Source organism: Streptomyces sp. NPDC013157, from assembly GCF_042899865.1.
Classification (GTDB): Bacteria; Actinomycetota; Actinomycetes; order Streptomycetales; family Streptomycetaceae; genus Streptomyces.
The window spans coordinates 176,730-195,707 of sequence record NZ_JBIBAK010000021.1; the positions used below are offsets into that span (position 1 = coordinate 176,730).

Here is an 18,978-nt window from a genome sequence, read left to right on the forward strand (position 1 = left end):
GTGTCCGGCCGACTGGTTAGTCTCGAAGATGTGAGCAGGCTCCAGGTCGTCAGCGGCAAGGGCGGGACCGGAAAGACGACGGTCGCCGCCGCACTCGCGCTGGCCCTCGCGACCGAGGGGAAGCGGACGCTTCTCGTGGAGGTCGAGGGCCGGCAGGGCATCGCCCAGCTCTTCGAGACGGAGGCGTTGCCCTATGAAGAGCGGAAGATCGCCGTAGCGCCGGGGGGCGGTGAGGTGTACGCGCTCGCCATCGATCCCGAACTGGCCCTTCTGGACTACCTCCAGATGTTCTACAAGCTCGGCGGGGCGGGCCGGGCGCTGAAGAAGCTCGGCGCGATCGACTTCGCCACCACCGTCGCGCCCGGCCTCAGGGACGTGCTCCTGACCGGCAAGGCGTGCGAGGCGGTGCGCAGGAAGGACAAGGCCGGGCGGTTCATCTACGACTACGTCGTCATGGACGCCCCGCCGACCGGCCGCATCACCCGCTTCCTCAACGTCAACGACGAGGTGGCCGGGCTCGCCAAGATCGGCCCGATACACAATCAGGCGCAGGCCGTGATGCGGGTGCTGAAGTCCAAGGAGACGGCCGTGCACATGGTCACGCTGCTGGAGGAGATGCCGGTCCAGGAGACCGCCGACGGCATCGCCGAACTGCGGGCCGCGCGGCTGCCGGTGGGCCGGGTCATCGTGAACATGGTCCGGCCGGAGGTGTTGGACGCCGCCGATCTGGAACTCGTACGGACCGTGCCGCGCAGCGCCGTGGCACAGACGCTGTCGGCGGCCGGGCTCGGCGGGGCACGGCGCGGCGGGAAGGCCGAGCAGCTGGTGGACCCGCTGCTCGCGCAGGCCGCCGAGTACGCCGAGCGGTACGCGCTGGAGCACGAGCAGCGCGCGGTCCTCGCCGAGCTGGACCTGGAGCGGCACGAGCTGCCGTTGCTCGCCGAGGGGATGGACCTGGCGGGCCTGTACGAACTCGCCCGCGAACTGCGGAAACAGGGGATGTCATGACTCCGGACCCGGCCGAGGCGCAGAACGACGCCCGTCGCCTGTCGCCCGCGCCCGCGCTCGACGTCGATCCGCTGCTCGACGACCCGGCCACCCGGATCGTGGTGTGCTGCGGCTCGGGCGGCGTCGGGAAGACCACCACCGCGGCGGCCCTGGGCCTGCGGGCGGCCGAGCGCGGCCGCAAGGTGGTGGTGCTGACCATCGACCCGGCCAAGCGGCTCGCCCAGTCCATGGGCATCGACTCGCTGGACAACGTGCCGCGGAGGGTGAAGGGCACCGAGGGCCCCGGCGAACTGCACGCCATGATGCTCGACATGAAGCGCACCTTCGACGAGGTCGTGGAGGCGCACGCGGACGCCGAGCGGGCGGCCGCCATCCTGGCCAACCCCTTCTACCAGTCTCTCTCGGCCGGCTTCGCGGGCACGCAGGAGTACATGGCGATGGAGAAGCTGGGCCAGCTGCGGGCCCGGGACGAGTGGGACCTGATCGTGGTCGACACCCCGCCCTCCCGCTCCGCCCTGGACTTCCTGGACGCGCCGAAGCGGCTCGGCTCCTTCCTGGACGGCCGGCTGATCCGCCTGCTGACGGCCCCCGCGAAGCTCGGCGGCCGCGCGGGCATGGCCTTCCTGAACGTCGGCATGTCGATGATGACCGGCACGCTCGGCAAGCTGCTCGGCGGGCAGCTCCTGAAGGACGTACAGACGTTCGTGGCGGCGATGGACACGACGTTCGGCGGGTTCCGCACGCGCGCGGACGCGACGTACAAGCTGCTTCAGGCGCCCGGTACGGCGTTCCTGGTGGTGGCGGCTCCGGAGCGGGACGCGCTGCGCGAGGCCGCGTACTTCGTGGAGCGGCTGGCCGCGGAGGACATGCCGCTGGTCGGTCTGGTCCTCAACCGGGTCCATGGCAGCGGCGCCGCCCGGCTGTCGGCCGAGCGTGCGCTCGCCGCCGCGGAAAATCTTGAGGAGCCCCGCATTGTGGATCAGGGGGGCGGGAAAGCTGGACTTCGTAACTCTCCCGACACGTACGGCAGTTCTGAATCACCCGCGCCCGCGCCGTCCGAGTCCCGGCCCGACGAATCCCCCTCGTCAGGGCCCGCGGACAGGACTGCAGACACGACTGCGGACACCATCGCGGACACGACTGACGAATCCCCCTCGTCAGAGAGTCCGGACCGCACCGTCGACCAGCTCACCGCAGGCCTGCTGAGGCTGCACGCCGAGCGCATGCAGCTGCTCTCCCGCGAGCAGCGCACACGTGACCGCTTCACCGCGCGCCACCCCGAGGTGGCCGTGGTGGAGGTGGCCGCGTTGCCCGGCGACGTGCACGACCTCACGGGGCTGCGGGACATCGGTGACCGGCTCGCGGCCGGCCGACCGGAGTTGCCGTAGACCTGTCGTAGACCTGTCCGGACTAGCTCACGGCCGCGTAGTTCTCGTACACCTCGTCGCTGTCGAGGGGGACGATTCCGGTCCCCCGCTCGTACTCCGAGCGCGCTGTCTCCAGGAGCCTGCGCCAGGAGGTCACGGTGGGCCGCCTGCGCAGCAGTGCGCGACGCTCCCGCTCCGTCATGCCTCCCCACACGCCGAACTCGACGCGATTGTCCAGCGCATCGGCCAGGCATTCGGTGCGTACCGGACATCCGGTGCACACCGCCTTGGCCCTGTTCTGCGCTGCTCCTTGAACGAACAGTTCATCCGGATCGGTAGTGCGGCAGGCAGCCTGCGCACTCCAGTCGGTTACCCAGCCCATACCGGCGCCGTCCTCTCCCGAATCGAGGCTCCCCCACGGCGGCAGCGGCATATTCACCGCCGCCAGTTGAGGACGTTACGGAAGGTGGGCACAGCGCAACACCCCCTTCGGGCCCAATCTTGAATGGCCCGAACGGACTATGGGTAAGCGGCAGATCACCCGCGGGAGTGAGCTGACGACATGCGTGATGATCGCGGCAAACCCGGACAGCTGTGGTGCGTCACAACGGACGCCGAGTGACACACGAGGCGGATTCGGACACGCCATCAACACCTCACCCGAAAAAAAGTGGGCAGGTTCCGAAACGATTCGGGGTCGCCGGACGTATTGATACGTGGCCGCACTGCTGTGACAGTTGAGAGCAGCTTAGGCCAAGGCCTGTACGCGTGTCCGGCGAATGGCAAGGTAGACCGTTCATGTCGTCGTGCCGTCGGCCAGGGTGATCCGGGCTGCCCTCTATGTCACGATCCGGCACTTGAACATCCCGAGAGCAGCCCGCTCTCCCGGAATGCTCATCCCTACGGATTAGGCTGCCCCCATGCCAAAGAAGCGCTCGGGCGGCGGTCTGTCGACCACGCAGCAGGCCGCCAAGTTCCTCGGTGTCAGTGTGCTCGCGGGAGCCGTGATGGCGGGCATCGCGCTGCCCGCGGCCGGGGCCCTGGGGCTCGCGGCCAAGGGGTCGGTACAGGGCTTCGACGAGATCCCGGCCAACCTGAAGAGCCCGCAGCTCAGCCAGCGCACCACGATCCTCGACAGCAAGGGCAACCAGATCGCCCAGGTCTACTCCCGTGACCGTACGGTGGTGGACCTCAAGGACATCTCGCCCTACATGCAGAAGGCGATCGTCGCGATCGAGGACTCGCGCTACTACCAGCACGGCGCCATCGACCTGAAGGGCGTGCTGCGCGCGCTGAACAAGAACGCGCAGAGCGGCGGGGTCGCCCAGGGCGCGTCCACGCTCACCCAGCAGCTGGTGAAGAACTACTTCATCGAGGAGGCCGGCGACGACCCGACGAAGGTCGCCGAGGCCACCCAGCAGACCCTCGGCCGCAAGGTCAAGGAGCTGAAGTACGCGATCCAGCTGGAGGAGAAGCTCGGCAAGAAGAAGATCCTCGAGAACTACCTGAACATCACCTTCTTCGGCGAGCAGGCCTACGGCGTCGAGGCCGCCTCCCAGCGCTACTTCTCCAAGCACGCCAAGGACCTGAGCCTCCCGCAGGCCGCGCTGCTGGCCGGCATCGTCCAGTCGCCGAGCCGCTACGACCCGGTCAACGACGAGGCCGAGGCCACCAAGCGGCGCAACGTCGTGCTGGAGCGCATGGCCCAACTGGGCGACATCTCCCAGGCGGAGGCCGACAAGGCCAAGGAGGCGCCGCTCGGCCTGCACGTCACCCAGCCGAAGAACGGCTGCATCACCGCCGTCAAGGGCGCCGGGTTCTTCTGCAAGTACGTCGAGAACGTCTTCCTGACCGACCCGACCTTCGGCAAGACCCGCGAGGCGCGCGCCAAGCTCTGGAACCAGGGCGGCCTGACCATCCGTACGACGCTGGACCCGCAGGCCCAGGACTCGGTGCAGGCCTCGATCAAGGACCACGTCTACAAGTCCGACTCGGTCGCGGCCGCCGCCACCCTCGTGGAGCCCGGCAGCGGCAAGATCCTGGCGATGGGCCAGTCGAAGCCGTACGGCTACAACAAGAACGAGACCGAGTACAACTTCTCGGTCGACCGGGACTACGGCGGCTCCAACTACGGCTTCCCGACGGGTTCGACGTTCAAGCCGTTCGTGGCCGCGGCCGCCATCGAGGGCGGCAAGCCGGCGACGCAGGAGTACTCGTCGCCGTACAAGATGAACTACCCGAGCCCCGTGCAGCAGTGCGACGGCAAGCAGTGGGTCAACACGACGGGTGAGGAGGTCGAGAACGAGAACGAGTCCGAGGTCGGGCCGTACCAGATGAAGAAGGCGATGGCGAAGTCCATCAACACCTACTTCGTCCAGCTGATCTCCGACATCGGCCTGTGCCCGGTCGTCAAGATGACCGACTCGCTCCACGTCCACCAGGGCGACGGCTCGAAGCTCCCGCAGACGCCGGCCATCGCCCTCGGCGCGATCGGCCTCTCCCCGCTGACCATGGCGAGCGCGTACGCCGCCTTCGCCGACCGGGGCATGTACTGCACGCCGGTCGCGATCGAGTCGATCACCCAGAAGGTCGGCAACGAGCAGAAGTCCATCCCCGTCCCCAAGTCGACCTGCTCGCGCGCGATGAGCGAGAAGACCGCGGACACGATCAACACCCTGCTGCGCGGTGTGATCGACTCCGGTACCGGTCAGCAGGCCGGCCTGGACGACCGGGAGAGCGCGGGCAAGACGGGTACGACGGACTCCCGCAAGAACGCCTGGTTCGTCGGCTACACGCCCAACCTCGCGGGCGCGGTCTGGGTCGGCAGCGCCAAGCAGAACATCGAGATGACCAACATCACCATCGGCGGCGTCTACCACTCCGAGGTCTTCGGCGCCGACACCCCGGGCCCGATCTGGAAGGACGCCATGACGGGCGCCCTGGAGGGCAAGCAGTCCGAGGACTTCAACCTCGTCGACATCCCGGACGAGAAGGACAACAACCGGGGCCACGGGAACGACAACGGCGGCAACGACAACGGCGGCAATGACAACGGCGGCCTGATCGGCGGTCTCATCGGCGGCACCGACGGCGGCACGACGGACGGCGGCACCAACCCGACCCCGACCTTCTCCCTCCCCGACGGCTTCATCCAGGGGAACACGAACGGGGGCCGCAACGGGAACGGCGGCAACCGGGGCTGATCCTCTCCCGGTCCGATCCGGCTCCGACCAGGTACGACGGTGGGGCCCCACCTCTCGGAAGAGGTGGGGCCCCACCGTCGTACCGCCTGCCGCTCTCTCAGCCCTGGAGCCGCTTCTTCACCGCGGCGGCGACGCGGCCGCCCTCGGCCAGGCCGGCCACCTTCGGGTTCACGATCTTCATCACGGCGCCCATGGCCCGCGGCCCCTCGGCACCCGCCGCCTTCGCCTCCTCGACGGCCTGGGCGACGATCCCCTCCAGCTCCTCGTCGCTGAGCTGCTTCGGCAGGTAACCGGCGAGGACCTCGCCCTCCGCCTTCTCACGCTCGGCGCTCTCGGCACGGCCGCCCTGGGTGAAGGCCTCGGCCGCCTCGCGGCGCTTCTTCGCCTCCTTGGCGATCACCTTGAGCACCTCGTCGTCGGAGAGCTCACGCTTCTCCTTGCCCGCGACCTCTTCGTTGGTGATCGCGGCGAGCGTCATCCGGAGCGTGGCCGAGCGGAGCTCGTCGCGTCCCTTGATCGCGGCGTTGAGGTCGTCCTGCAGCTTCGACTTGAGCGTGGTGGTCATGGCACCGATTGTCGCAGGTGCCGCACGCCCGACGCCCGCCCATTTACCCACCTCACGTACCGCCCGGTCTCTGAGCGCTCGCTCGGTCTGACACGATGGTCGTATGCGCGCTCGATACGGAGTACCCCTGGGAATCGCGGCGTTCGGCGCCGCGGGTGTGTTGTACGCGGCCGGCTTCGAGGCCCGTTCCTTCCGCCTGCGCCGGGTGACGGTCCCGGTCCTCCCGCCGGGGATGCGCCCGCTGCGCGTGCTCCAGGTCTCCGACATCCACATGGTGAGCGGCCAGCGCAAGAAGCAGCGCTGGCTGCAGTCGCTGGCGGGCCTGCGCCCGGACTTCGTGATCAACACGGGCGACAACCTGTCCGACCCGGAGGGCATCCCCGAGGTCCTGGACGCGCTGGGCCCCCTGATGGAGTTCCCGGGTGCGTACGTCTTCGGCTCCAACGACTACTACGGCCCCAAGCCCCGCAACCCCGCCCGCTACCTGCTGGAGAAGGTGAGCGGCAAGCACGGCCTGAACGGCAACCCGCCGGTCGTCGGCGCGATCCACCTGGACTGGGAGGAGCTGCGGGACGGCTTCGACGGGGCGGGCTGGCTGAACCTGACGAACACGAGGGGCACCCTGAAGATCGAGGGCGTCTCGGTGGAGCTGACGGGACTGGACGACCCGCACATCAAGCGCGACCGCTATCCGCAGGTGGCGGGCGGTCCGTCCGGTACGGCGGACTTCTCGATGGGCGTCGTGCACGCCCCGTACCTGCGGGTCCTGGACTCCTTCACGGCGGACAACTACCCCCTGGTCCTGGCCGGCCACACCCACGGCGGCCAGCTCTGCGTCCCCTTCTACGGTGCGCTGGTCACCAACTGCGACCTGGACGCGGACCGCGTGAAGGGCCTGTCCACGCACACGGCCGAGGGCCGGACGTCCTACCTGCACGTCTCCGCGGGCTGCGGCACGAACCGCTACACCCCGGTCCGCTTCGCCTGCCCGCCGGAGGCGACGCTGCTGACTCTGGTGGGGCGGGAGTAGAAGAGGACTCGACCGCGGGTCCCCGCCCGCGCGGGGACCCGATGGCCGGAATAACCCACCCGGCCTAGACCAACATGCCGGACATGCCCCTTTCTCCCTAATTTGAGGGCATGACGACTCCTCCGATACCCAGGGACATCCCCGACCTCCCCGCGGTCCCGGGCACGCCCGTACTCATGCCCGGGTACGTTCCGGCGACGGCGGTGGTCGCCCCCGTCCCCCGCCCCGTGACCGCGGCGTTCCGGCTCCTGACGGCCGTGCTGGCGTCGGCGGGCGTGGCGCTGGAGCTGCTGCTGGGCAGCCCGGACCGGATCCTGAGCTACTTCGGAGTCCAGGCGGCGGTACTCCTGACCCTGGTGAGCCTCGCCTCGGCCCGCCGGGCCTGGCAGGCGGCCCGCCCCCTGCCCTCGTTCCTGACCGGCGCGGCACTCCTCTACGCCGTGGTCTCGTCCCTGGTCTACCACCTGCTCCTGGGCCACACGACCCCGCCGTTCTCGATGACGGGCTCGACGCACCTTCCGGTGGCGTGGCACGGCCAGTGGCTGGCCCTGCAGCTCCTCTACACGGCGGCCCCCGCGGCAGCACTCGTGGACTGGCTCGTCCTCACGCCCCCGGCCCGCCTCCACCTCCGCCACACGCCGGCGTGGATGCTGTACCCGCTGGCCTACCTGACCTTCACCCTCGTCCGGGCGGAGCTGGTCCTCCCCGGCACAGCGGGCCGCTACCTCTACCCCTTCCTCGACGCCGAGCAGCACAGCTACCGCGCCACCCTCGCCAACGCCCTCCTCCTGGGCCTCGCCTGCTACGCCCTGGCAGTCCTCCTGGTAGCCCTGGACCACACCCGCCCGAACCCCGTCGGACGACGCCCCTAAACCGGATTTCGTCTCCAGCCACCAGTGGGCTAAAGTAAACGACGTCGCCGCGACAAGCAGCACAGCAGCGACACCGGGGTGTAGCGCAGCTTGGCAGCGCGCTTCGTTCGGGACGAAGAGGTCGTGGGTTCAAATCCCGCCACCCCGACGCCGTAGTACCAGGTCAGGGGCCTGATCCGCATCGCGGGTCGGGCCCCTGAGTGGTTCCTGGAGATCGCTTGGGAGAAATCTGGGAGAAGATCTTGGTCGGCTTCTCCCGGGAGCAGTCTCCGGTGCCGCACGAAGAGCGGCGCTCACGCGCCCTCGGACCTGCGCGTTCGCGAATCCAGGGCTCGTAGCCGACCAGGAACACCCGTGCGGGCCACCCCAACGGTCGTGAGGAACACCGCACATGGCAGGTCAACGCTCAACGCCTCCCCACGACTGTCGTGCAGTACGTACATGACAGCTTGTTCGGTGACTGACGTGTTCACCACGAGAGTCGCTAGGAAGGCGTGAGCGGCAGGTCGTCCGTAAAGGCGTTGACCGGTTGAGAGACCTGCTCGGTGCGCCTCACGTCGAGGGCTGCTGCTGCGGACTTCGTACCGAGTCTGCCCTGGGGATGCCAGGTTCCGGTGACGGCTACCCAGGTGTTCGCGGGGAGGGCGTCGGTGCCGTACATACGGACCTTGACCGACTGGGCGTCCGCCGCGCAGCAGGTGAAGATGATCCGGGTCAGGTACCAGCCGCCGCCCTGGCCGGCCGGGGTGACGAAGCCGGTCATCCGGACGGTACGGCCTCTGATGCTCAGCTCCCGGTCCTGCTGGACCCTGGCGGTGAATTCGCTGAGCGTCATGGGCAGGGGCGAGGTCGCAGCGGGCAGTGGGTCGAACTCCTTCTGCTTCTTCACCAGCTTGTCCGTGGCGCGCGAGGCCGAGTAGGCGCCGAGGGCGGGCGGGGCGTAGAGGAGGAGGCTGAGCGCGGGGAGGAACAGCAGCCAGGCGATGCGCGGGGCGGTGGAGTGGTCGTGGCCGTGCGCGCTTTCATGGCCGTGATCGTGGTCGTGATCGTTCCGGTCCAGGGCCGCGCCCGCCAGGGCGAGCAGTAGCAGGAGTACGCCGGATGCGATCAGCAGCGGACGCAGACCCTCTTTGACGTAGCGCAGGTAGATGTCCGTGAAGAGGGCGGCGTGCAGCAGACCCAGGCCGGTCAGGGCCAGCAGGACGACTTGGACCGGGCGCTTCACAGCAGTGCGCCTCCGATCAGGACGCTGGTGGCCACGGCCACCACCGTGGTCGCGGTGGAGAAGCGGAGCGCGAACGCCCGGCCGAAGGTGCCGGCCTGGAGGGCGATCAGTTTCAGGTCGACCATCGGGCCGACCACCAGGAAGGCCAGCCGGGCGGTGGGCGAGAAGCCGCTGAGGGAGGCGGCGACGAAGGCGTCGGCCTCCGAGCAGACCGCGAGCAGCACGGCGAGCGCCGTCAGGAAGAGGACGGACAGCCAGGGTGAGCCGGAGAAGGTGTCGAGGACGGTACGGGGCACGGTCACATTGAAGGTGGCCGCCGCCATCGCACCGAGCACCAGGAAGCCGCCCGCGTGCAGGAAGTCGTGCTGGAAGCCACGGCGGAACTCCGTCCAGCGGTGGTGACCCGGCTGGTGGCCGGTGTGGCGGACGCTGGGCCGCAGCCACTCCTCCCGCCCCAGCCAGAGCCACAGCCAGCCCATGGCGGCGGCGGTGGCGAGCGAGGCGAGCAGGCGGGCCACGACCATGGCCGGGCTGCCGGGAAAGGCGACCGCCGTGGCGGTGAGCACGACGGGATTGATCGCGGGCGCCGAGAGGAGGAAGGCGAAGGCCGCGGCCGGGGTGACGCCGCGACGGATCAGGCTGTTCGCGACAGGGACCGAGGCGCACTCGCAGCCCGGCAGGACCACCCCGGCGGCACCGGCAACCGGGACGGCGAGCGCCGGGCGTCTGGGCAGGATCCTGGTGAACAGGTCCGCCGGTACAAAGGCGTTGATCGCCCCGGACAGGACCGTGCCGAGCAGAAGGAACGGCAGCGCCTGGACGCTGATGGCCAGACAGACGGTGCGCCAGGCCGAAACAGCGGGGCTGTTGAGCCACTGGGTGCCGGCGAGCACGAGGGCGAACGCCACGGCGACCATGACAACGCCTGCGGCCCACGGCCACGGGACGGTACGTCGCCCGGGTAGCGCGGCGGGCGCGGTCGCCACTCCGCCCCTCACATCGAGCATTTCATCCGCTTTTGGCATTTTTACTCCGGATGTCGGATGTCGAGGCCGAAGATAGCGAGGAAGCCGCCCCGCACGGCGCCCACACGCCGCCGCAGATGAATGACGAGAATCCGAAGTAACCGTCTCTTTAGGGATCCGCTCACCGGTGGGGCTGCATCTGTCGCTCATGAGGGATCACGCCGACAGTTCGACGACGGCCGGCATCTCGGAGTGTCCGTCAGGGCGGTGTTCCGGCCGATGGTCCCCGAGATGCCCCGGGCGGGCGAGAGCCGCACCCTGGAACGGAGCCACACGAGTCAGGACGGGCCGCGATGGGATGCCCTCGTAGTAGTGGTCACGCGCCAGGCGACCCGACTGGACGAGGAGCCAGAGGCGGGTGGACGGGCTCGGGCCGCAGGTACCGCCCGCGCGAGAGGAGCACCGCAGTGTCCGTGAGCTCCGGCTCCCTTGGCGCCGCGCCACGGACAGCGCGAGCGGCGCGCGAGCCGACAAGGCTGCCGACGACAGGCCGGCCGACCGGCGGCGGCCTCTTGCCACCTGGCCTGGTTCCCCTCGCCCACCGGCACCCGACACCAGGAGCGACGACAAGCCATGAACACTCACGAACCCGTCCATCGCGTAGCGATCGTCGGCACCGGTACCATCGGAGCGAGCTGGGCGACGCATTATCTGGCGCGGGGCTTCGACGTCACAGCGACCGACCCTGGCCCCGGTGCGGAAGAAGCCCTCAGGGCGTATGTGGACGCCGCATGGGACGCGGCGGCCACACTCGGGGCCCAACCCGGAGCCTCACCCGACCGTCTGGCATTCACCACCGACATGCGGCAGGCCGTGGCCGACGCCGATTTCGTGCAGGAGAACGCACCGGAGCGCCCGGAACTGAAGGTCAAGTTGTTCGCCGACATCGACGACGCCACGCCGCCGGGCGCGATCATCGCGTCGAGTTCGTCGGGCATCACGATGAGCGTCATCCAGGCGGAGTGCCGACGTCCGGAGCGCACCCTCATCGGGCATCCCTTCAACCCGCCGCACATCATCCCACTGGTCGAGGTCGTCGGCGGAACGAAAACCGCCCCGGAGACGATCTGGGACGCCTTGTCCTTCTACGCCGCCATCGGCAAGAAACCGATCCACCTCAAAAAGGAACTCCCTGGTCACGTCGCCAACCGTATCCAGGCCGCGCTGTACCGCGAGGTCGTGCACCTGATCGAGCAGGGAGTGCTCGACGTCGCGGACTCCGACGACGCGGTGTCCTGGGGTCCAGGACTCAGGTGGGGCGTCATGGGGCCGAGTCTGCTGTGGCATCTGGGCGGAGGCGAGGGCGGCATCCAGCATTTCATGGACACCCTCATGCCGCGCTTGACCGGGATGTGGCAGGAACTGGGCACCCCGGAACTCACGCCCGAACTCAAGGAGACCATCGTCGACGGCGTCCTGGAAGAAGCGGACGGTCGCTCGGTCGACGACCTGGCCGCCCAGCGCGACGCGATGCTGCTCCGCCTGCTGGCCGTGCGCGCCGCATCCGGCCCACCCGGCAACGCAGCCGGCCGGTCGGCGTGAGACCGCACCCTTGCCCCCGGAACAGCGGGCTCCCACCCGAGAGGAGAGACGGTGACACAACGGCAGGAAAGACTGTTCGTGCTCGAACTCAGTGACGGTCGCGTGTTCTCCGTGAAGCCCGACGGCACCGACAAGAAGACCATCGTCAGCGGATGCAGGTTCCCCGACGGTGTGGCCGTCGATGTGGAGGCGGGGCACATCTACTGGACGAACATGGGATCTCCGCCGGTGAACGACGGATCGATCGAGCGCGTCGACATGGACGGGAGCAACCGGACGACGATCGTTCCCAGCGGTGGCACGTACACGCCGAAGCAGCTGCACCTCGAGGCCACCGGCCGGAAGCTGTACTGGGGTGATCGCGAAGGGATGCGCGTCATGCGCTGCGACCTCGACGGCTCGAACGTCGAGACGCTCGTACAGACGGGGCAGGGCGACAACGACCGCCGCGACCAGACCAGATGGTGCGTCGGAATCGCTGTCGACCCCGGCGGCGGGCACCTGTACTGGACACAAAAAGGCCCGAGCGATGCGGGACTCGGGAAGATCCTGCGGGCCGGAATGGATCTGCCCGCCGGTGAATCCGCAGCAGACCGCAGCGACATCGAGGTGCTGCTCCAGGGGCTGCCGGAGCCGATCGACCTGCAACTCGACCTCACGGAGCGCACGCTGTACTGGACCGACCGCGGGGACCCGCCGCGAGGCAACTCCGTGAACCGCACGCCGGTGGATCCGCCGAACGGACAGCGGGAGCCCGAGATCCTCTGGACCCATCTGATGGAAGGCATCGGCATCGCTCTCGATCTGGACGACAGCCGCATGTTCGTGACCGACATGGCCGGGACCATCTACGCGGCCGATCTCGACGGATCGAACCGCAGAGAGATCCTCATCGCGCAGGGCAACCTCACCGGGATCGCCCATGCCGTGATTCCCACCGAGGAGCCGTAGGTGGGTCAGACCCGTGAACAGTGAGCCGAGATGCGGCACCCAGGCGGTGCGGCAGAATGGACCTCGGATCCTTCGTGCATGCACGTGTGCACGGACGGGATTCGGCCGGCGACCACTCAGGACTCCGACGGCCCGGTCGCACGGTCCCCTGTGAGGTGGACGAGGGGCCGCTTCGTCGGGCCCGTGCCCCGTGCGTCGGTGGGGCCCCCGCCCGCTAGGGACCGCCGACGCCGCCCGTGAGAAGGCCGCAGAACGCGGTCCACAACCAATGAGGTGATCCGGACCGCGATCATCTGCGGGTTCCGTCGGACGCGAGGGCGGCGCGGGTCATGTCGCCACTCCTGCTGACGCTACGCGGCCGGTGAAGGCAAGCAGCTGAAGGGTGCCCTGCCATGAACCTCGCGTCGAAGGTCGTACGAAGCGCCGGTGCCCACCCGGACCGCGCCGCGCTGCGCCTGGGGGATGACATCCTCTCGTACCGCGCGCTCGACCAGGTCAGCGCCCGCATGGCGGGACTGCTCCGTGACCGCGGCGTCAAACCGGGCGACCAAGTCGCGATCATGCTGCCCAACAGTCCGGAATTCGCCATCGCCTACTTCGGCGTGCTCCGCGCCGGCGGCGTCGTCGTCCCGATGAACCCCCTGCTCAAGGCCCGGGAGGTCGCCTACTACCTCGGCGATTCGGGTGCCCGGCTGCTGTTCGCGCGGCCCGCCTTCGCCGACGAGGTACGGACCGGCGCGCAGCAGGTCGAGGCCGATGCGGTGGTCGTGGATCCCGGCGGATTCGACGTACTGCTCGCGTCCGCCCCACTCGCCGAGGACGTGGTCGAGCGAGACGAGGACGACACCGCGGTGATCCTCTACACCTCGGGGACCACCGGTGAGCCGAAGGGTGCCGAACTGACCCACGCCAACCTCACCCGCAACTGCGACATCGTGGCGGCCGACCTGATTCGTCTCACCCCGGACGACGTGATCTTCGGGGGGCTCCCCCTGTTCCACGCGTTCGGGCAGAGCTGCACGCTCAACGCCGCCGTCACCTCCGGTGCGTGTCTGACGCTGCTGCCGCGCTTCGACGCCGAGCAGGCACTGCGGATGCTGGCCGATCACAGGGTCACCATCTTCGCCGGGGTGCCGACGATCTTCAGCAGGCTGGCGCAGACGCCGGACCGCGACGCCCACGACGTCTCCCGGCTCCGGCTGGCCGTCTCCGGTGGCGCGGCCATTCCGGTCGCCGTACTACGCGCCTTCGAGGCCGCGTTCGGCTGTGTCGTGCTCGAAGGGTACGGGCTGTCGGAGACCTCGCCGGTCGCCTCGTTCAGCCGCCTGGACGCCCCACGCAAGCCCGGCTCGATCGGCACCCCGATCCACGGCGTCCGTATGCAGGTGGTCGACGACAGTGGCGATGAGGTCCCGCAGGGCGAAACCGGTGAGATCGTGATCCGCGGGCACAACGTGATGAAGGGGTACTGGCGGCGTCCGCAGGCCACGGCCGCCGCGATCCGCGAGGGCTGGTTCCACACCGGCGATCTCGGCCGGGTCGACCAGGACGGATACTTCTGGATCGTCGGCCGGGAGAAGGATCTGATCAATCGGGGCGGCTACAAGGTCTACCCCCACGAAGTCGAAGACGTTCTGTACGAGCATCCGGCGGTGGCCGATGCCGCGGTCGTCGGCCTGCCCGATCCCGATCTCGGCGAGGAGGTCGGCGCCGCCGTCGTGCTCAAGCCAGGCGCCACCGCCACAGCCCAGGAACTGCGTGACTACGTCAAGCACCAGGTCGCCCCGTACAAATATCCGCGACAGGTCTGGCTCGTGGACGCGCTGCCGAAAGGGTCCACCGGCAAGATCCTCAAGCGGGAGATCGTCCCGCCGGCCGCGTTGGGCAGGCCATGAGCGGACTTCGCGTTCACCACGACCACGAGGATCGCCGAGGTGCGCGGTCAGGACGGGTCAGGGTCGGTGCGCAGGAACGACGAGCCGAGGTACTGGACGGCGAGCAGCGCCATCTCCAGGTCCCGGCGCCCTTCCTGCAACGGACGCCCCAGGGCGTCCTCGGCTTTTCGGATGCGGTACTGCACGGTGTTCTTGTGCAGGATCTGGCGACTGGCGGTGGCAGTGTAGCTGCAGCCCGTGGCGAGGAAGATCCGCAGGGTCTCCCTCAGTCGTGCGCAGTGCTCGTCGTCGACGGCCAGAACACCGAGCACGCTCCACACCCAGGCACGGGTGTCCTCGATGTTTGTGCACATCAATGCGATCGGCGCCACCCTCGCGTAGACGGTGACCCGGGCTTCCGGCCCCGCCGCCATGGCCAGTTCCTGTGCGCGAACAGCCTGGCGATGAGTACGGCGGAAACCCTCGACGCCGGGTTCCACGTCCCCCACGGCCGCCCTCGCGGTGGGATCGCCGTCCTCGACCGCGTTCGCCAGCCTGTCCCAGGAAAGGTCACAGGACGAGCCGAAGGGCAGCCAGACCCAGGCCAGGGTCTCGTCCTGGGCGGCGAACAGCGGTCTGGAAGAGCAGCCGAGTTCTTCGCCGATCCGGCTTGTCAGCCGGTCGAGCCGGTCGAGCCCCTCACCGCCGAGGGGGGCCTCGGGCAGCCAGAGAAGCATCCCCACGTGACGGGTTTGGCGTAGGCGATAACGAAGGGCCGATTCCGCCGAGTCGGGATCGATGTGCTTCCCTGCAAGGATCTCCTGCACACGTACGGCGTGTACGCCGGTCTGGCCCAGCAGCCAACGGTCCCGTTCCAGTTGGTAGACCTCGATCACTCGTTCGCTGACGCGGTCGATGTATCCGAAGCTCAACTCCAGCATGAGGCGCGCGGTGGCCGCGCAGACATCCTCATCGGGTCCGTGACGACGGAGTTCGTCCATGCACCACCGCAGGAAACGGCAGTGGCCGAGCCGGTAGGCCCTGATGAGCGAGCCGACGGGAACATTGCGCTGGGCCAGTCGCCGTGCATAATCCAATGCGGCCGCAGGTCCTTCGACGTCGGCCAGCGGCATATCGTTCTCAAAACCGTGCAGCATTGTGGCGATATTCTCCTCGACGCTCGCCTTGAGCGTGTTGAGAATTATTCCGTCGCCTCTCAGCTGCGGTATTTCGGCAATAACGAACTCCCACACGTCCTGGCTGACTTCCGGCATGTACACAGCGACCCTCGACGCCACGACGGAAAGGCACTTTCCCGCTTCGACGCTGCCCACGGCCATATCGTCACGCTATCGCGACGGTCCCGGCAGCGCCATCCAGCACACCCCGGCAAGCCCTCCAACAGCCCATTTCCCCGGCGCGGGCGTCTTTCTGTGCGGAGGCAGTCACACCGAGTTCATCGGGTCACGGGCACGAATTCCTTCGGGGAGTTCGTGCTCCGCGTCCGATGGTTTCTCCGCGGCCGGCCCGTAGCCTCCTTTTCATGGGGGAGAACGGACCCAGGTCGACCCAAAAGGGAGCGCCGGACGGATGAACGCGAAGCGCCAGGACACGATAATGCCTGTCGACGTCACCACAGTCGGCTCCGGGAACGGTCAGCCAGTGGTGCAGCCGCCCGTGCTGGGCGGTCCCGAGCATACGGACTACTACCTGCTGAACGAGTTGCTCACGGACGATCAGCAGGCACTGCGACAGCGCGTACGTGAGTTCATGGACCAGGAAGTCATCCCCGTCATCAACCCCTACTGGGAGCGCGCGGAGTTTCCGCATGAGCTGGTGCCCAAGCTGGCGGAGTTGGGCATCGCGGGTTTCCAGATTCCCGGACACGGCTCGCCCGGGATGAGCAACGTGACGGCCGGTGTAGTGATCATGGAGCTGGCCCGCGGTGATCTGAGCATGTCCACTTTCATGGGGGTGCACTCCGCGCTGGCCATGATGTCGATCGACCTGCTGGGCTCGGAGGAGCAGAAGCAGCGCTTCCTGCCGCAGATGGCGCGTCTGGAGAAGATCGGCGCCTTCGGTCTGACCGAGCCCGCTCACGGAACGGACGTGGTCAAGCTGGAGACCACGGCGCACCGGGACGGCGACTCCTACGTACTCAACGGCCACAAGCGGTGGATCGGCAACGCGACCTTCGCCGACTACGTCATCATCTGGGCTCGCGGCGACGACGGTCATGTCGGCGGGTACATCGTGGAGAAGGGCACCACCGGGTTCGATCCCGAGTTCATCGGGGGCAAGACGGCCCTGCGCTGCGTACAGAACGCACAGATCTCCCTGAAGGACGTACGGGTGCCCGCCGAGAACCGGCTGACCGAGTGCCACACCTTCCGCGACACCGAGAAGGTCCTGCTGGCCTCGCGATTCTGTGTGGCCTGGGAGTCCGTCGGCGCCGCGATCGCCGGCTACGAGACCGCCCTCGCCTACGCCAAGCAGCGCAAGCAGTTCGGCGTACCGCTGGCGTCCTTCCAGCTCATCCAGTACCGGCTGGCCCGGATGCTGGCGGATGTCACCGACATGGTGTGCATGAACTACCGGCTCAGCCAGCTCATGGACGAGGGCAAGATGTCGATGCCACGGGTCGCGCTGGCCAAGATGCACTACACGGAACGCGCCCGGGCCATCCTCGCCGACGCCCGCGACATGCTCGGCGGCAACGGAATCCTGCTGGACTACCACGTTGCCCGGCATCTGTGCGACATCGAGGCCATCGACACCTACGAAGGCACCGACACCGTGCAGGCGCTGATCGTCGGCCGCGACATCACCGGATACAACGCCTTCGTGCCCATGGCCCCCAACGGCCGGCACTAGCACCGGCGCGCGATCGCACCCCGCGCACACGGCCTGGCCCTGCGCCTGCACAACCGGCCACGCCGGTACCCGCTTCGCCGAGCCGCCCGCCGTACGCATCCCCTGGCGGCCCGCGCGCAGGCGGCGCCGGCGACGAGGACACCTCCACGTCCGCCGGACAACCCCGCGGAAGAGGAACCTGCTATGGAGAACACGCCCTTGCTGGAGGGACTGCACGTCGTCGATATCGCCAGCTTCATCGCCGGACCGGCCGCGGCCACGATGCTCGGCGACTTCGGCGCCGACGTCGTCAAGGTGGAACCACCGCACACCGGCGACAGCTACCGCGGCCTCAGCCGGATGCCTCCCAACCCCCAGGTCGAAGGGGTCAACTACCCCTGGCAGCTGGACAACCGGAACAAGCGCAGCATCGAGCTCAACCTGAAGTCGTCCGACGCCCGGTCCGTACTCGAACGACTGGTGCGATGGGCCGATGTCCTGGTCACCAACTTCCCGCCCCGCACCCGGGACAAGCTCGGCCTGGACTACGACGATCTCGCTTCCATCAACCCCCGGCTGGTCTATGCCGATGTCACCGGGTTCGGCGAGGAAGGCCCGGACGCACACCTGCCCGGCTTCGACGTCACGGCCTTCTGGGCACGCAGCGGCCTGATGGACTTCACCCGCCAGCGCGACGCGGCCCCTGCCATCAACGCGTTCGGCTCCGGCGATCACCCCACCGCAATCACCCTGTTCGCCGGGATCATGACCGCCCTGTACCGACGCGAGAAGACCGGCCAGGGCGCACGCGTCAGCGCGTCACTGGTCGCCGAGGGTGCCTGGGCTGCGGGAATGTGGCTGCAGGCCGCCCTGCTCGGCGGGAAGCCTCCCCGGCCCGTCGACCGCTCCGACCCGCCCAACGCCCTGGCCAACGTGTACCGCACCGCGGACGACCGCTGGATCCTCCTGGCCTTCGCCAACGAGGACAAGCAGGTCCCTCTCTTCCTCAAGGCCATCGGCCAGACCGAGGCCGCCGAGGACCCCCGGTTCCACGACACCGCAAGCCGCCGCGCCCACGCCGCCGACATCGTCACTCTGCTGGACAGGCGGTTCGCCACCCGTCCCCTGGCCGAATGGCGCGAGATCCTCGACGCCGCCGGCCTCACCTACGGGGTCGTCCAGACACTGGAGGAATTCGCCCACGACCCCCAGCTCCTGGCCAACCAGATCGTGGTGCCGATCGATGACGGCAGCAGCGAACCACACCTGACCGTCAACAGTCCCGTGCATCTGGACCAGGAGTCGAAGGTTCCGCCACGCCCAGCTCCCGACCTGGGCGAACACACCGAGGAGGTCCTCACGGAACTCGGATTCGGTGCCGACGACATCGAGTCCCTGCGTACCGGCGGAGCGATCCCCGGCTAGCAGTGGCCCGAAGACAACACCCCGGCACCGCCCCCCCG

General features: G+C 68.5%; 15 protein-coding genes and 1 tRNA gene. 11 read left to right on the top strand and 5 right to left on the bottom strand.

Annotation, left to right across the window (positions count from 1 at the left end; translation table 11 throughout):
* Positions 1-30 precede the first annotated feature (30 nt).
* Together ACFY6U_RS44430 and ACFY6U_RS44435 are read left to right on the top strand one after the other, a co-directional pair.
* Entirely contained in the window at positions 31-1,008 is a 978-nt protein-coding gene (locus ACFY6U_RS44430; protein WP_390047723.1) for an ArsA family ATPase, read from the top strand.
* Entirely contained in the window at positions 1,005-2,396 is a 1,392-nt protein-coding gene (locus ACFY6U_RS44435; protein ID WP_390047725.1) for an ArsA family ATPase, read from the top strand. Before ACFY6U_RS44430 ends, ACFY6U_RS44435 begins: the two co-directional genes overlap by 4 nt.
* A 22-nt stretch (positions 2,397-2,418) precedes the next feature.
* On the opposite strand, the gene wblA is transcribed toward ACFY6U_RS44435, so the two are convergent.
* On the bottom strand, positions 2,419-2,757 hold the full coding sequence (gene wblA / locus ACFY6U_RS44440; RefSeq protein WP_132856581.1) for a transcriptional regulator WblA: 339 nt from the start codon (positions 2,755-2,757) through the stop codon (positions 2,419-2,421).
* 538 nt (positions 2,758-3,295) lie between these two features.
* On the opposite strand from wblA, the gene ACFY6U_RS44445 reads away from it, so the two are divergent.
* On the top strand, positions 3,296-5,578 hold the full coding sequence (locus ACFY6U_RS44445; protein ID WP_390047727.1) for a transglycosylase domain-containing protein: 2,283 nt from the start codon (positions 3,296-3,298) through the stop codon (positions 5,576-5,578).
* Between the two features lie 97 nt (positions 5,579-5,675).
* Here the strand turns inward: ACFY6U_RS44445 and ACFY6U_RS44450 are convergent, their stop codons facing one another.
* The gene (locus tag ACFY6U_RS44450) at positions 5,676-6,143 is read right to left on the bottom strand and encodes a GatB/YqeY domain-containing protein (RefSeq protein WP_351960854.1); all 468 of its coding nucleotides are present in this window, start codon (positions 6,141-6,143) and stop codon (positions 5,676-5,678) included.
* 103 nt (positions 6,144-6,246) lie between these two features.
* Between ACFY6U_RS44450 and ACFY6U_RS44455 the strand changes: the two genes are divergently transcribed.
* From ACFY6U_RS44455 to ACFY6U_RS44465, 3 genes are all read left to right on the top strand, one after another.
* On the top strand, positions 6,247-7,173 hold the full coding sequence (locus tag ACFY6U_RS44455; RefSeq protein WP_390047729.1) for a metallophosphoesterase: 927 nt from the start codon (positions 6,247-6,249) through the stop codon (positions 7,171-7,173).
* Positions 7,174-7,283: 110 nt separating this feature from the next.
* Positions 7,284-8,045: a Pr6Pr family membrane protein gene (locus ACFY6U_RS44460; RefSeq protein ID WP_390047731.1), complete on the top strand. Its 762-nt coding sequence runs from the start codon at positions 7,284-7,286 to the stop codon at positions 8,043-8,045.
* Between the two features lie 74 nt (positions 8,046-8,119).
* A tRNA-Pro gene (locus tag ACFY6U_RS44465) sits at positions 8,120-8,193 on the top strand.
* Between the two features lie 336 nt (positions 8,194-8,529).
* Here ACFY6U_RS44465 and ACFY6U_RS44470 read toward each other — a convergent pair.
* Together ACFY6U_RS44470 and ACFY6U_RS44475 are read right to left on the bottom strand one after the other, a co-directional pair.
* Positions 8,530-9,270 carry a TIGR03943 family putative permease subunit gene (locus ACFY6U_RS44470; RefSeq protein WP_390047733.1) on the bottom strand — a complete coding sequence of 247 codons (741 nt, stop codon included), beginning with the start codon at positions 9,268-9,270 and terminating at the stop codon, positions 8,530-8,532.
* Entirely contained in the window at positions 9,267-10,187 is a 921-nt protein-coding gene (locus tag ACFY6U_RS44475; RefSeq protein ID WP_390047735.1) for a permease, read from the bottom strand. The genes ACFY6U_RS44470 and ACFY6U_RS44475 overlap by 4 nt, the downstream gene beginning before the upstream one ends.
* 537 nt (positions 10,188-10,724) lie before the next feature.
* Here ACFY6U_RS44475 and ACFY6U_RS44480 point away from each other — a divergent pair.
* From ACFY6U_RS44480 to ACFY6U_RS44490, 3 genes are all read left to right on the top strand, one after another.
* Positions 10,725-11,837 carry a 3-hydroxyacyl-CoA dehydrogenase NAD-binding domain-containing protein gene (locus ACFY6U_RS44480; protein ID WP_390047737.1) on the top strand — a complete coding sequence of 371 codons (1,113 nt, stop codon included), beginning with the start codon at positions 10,725-10,727 and terminating at the stop codon, positions 11,835-11,837.
* Between the two features lie 78 nt (positions 11,838-11,915).
* On the top strand, positions 11,916-12,788 hold the full coding sequence (locus ACFY6U_RS44485) for a 3-hydroxyacyl-CoA dehydrogenase (protein ID WP_390047738.1): 873 nt from the start codon (positions 11,916-11,918) through the stop codon (positions 12,786-12,788).
* 392 nt (positions 12,789-13,180) lie between these two features.
* Positions 13,181-14,683, top strand: a complete 1,503-nt coding sequence (locus ACFY6U_RS44490) for a long-chain fatty acid--CoA ligase (RefSeq protein ID WP_390047740.1) — start codon at positions 13,181-13,183, stop codon at positions 14,681-14,683.
* Between the two features lie 47 nt (positions 14,684-14,730).
* Here ACFY6U_RS44490 and ACFY6U_RS44495 read toward each other — a convergent pair whose 3' ends face one another.
* On the bottom strand, positions 14,731-15,996 hold the full coding sequence (locus ACFY6U_RS44495; RefSeq protein WP_390047741.1) for a PucR family transcriptional regulator: 1,266 nt from the start codon (positions 15,994-15,996) through the stop codon (positions 14,731-14,733).
* Between the two features lie 328 nt (positions 15,997-16,324).
* Between ACFY6U_RS44495 and ACFY6U_RS44500 the strand changes: the two genes are divergently transcribed.
* Positions 16,325-17,536 (top strand): acyl-CoA dehydrogenase family protein, encoded by a 1,212-nt coding sequence (locus ACFY6U_RS44500; protein WP_390047743.1) that lies wholly within the window; start codon positions 16,325-16,327, stop codon positions 17,534-17,536.
* Between the two features lie 183 nt (positions 17,537-17,719).
* The gene (locus ACFY6U_RS44505; protein ID WP_390047745.1) at positions 17,720-18,940 is read left to right on the top strand and encodes a CaiB/BaiF CoA transferase family protein; all 1,221 of its coding nucleotides are present in this window, start codon (positions 17,720-17,722) and stop codon (positions 18,938-18,940) included.
* The last annotated feature ends 38 nt before the right edge of the window (positions 18,941-18,978 follow it).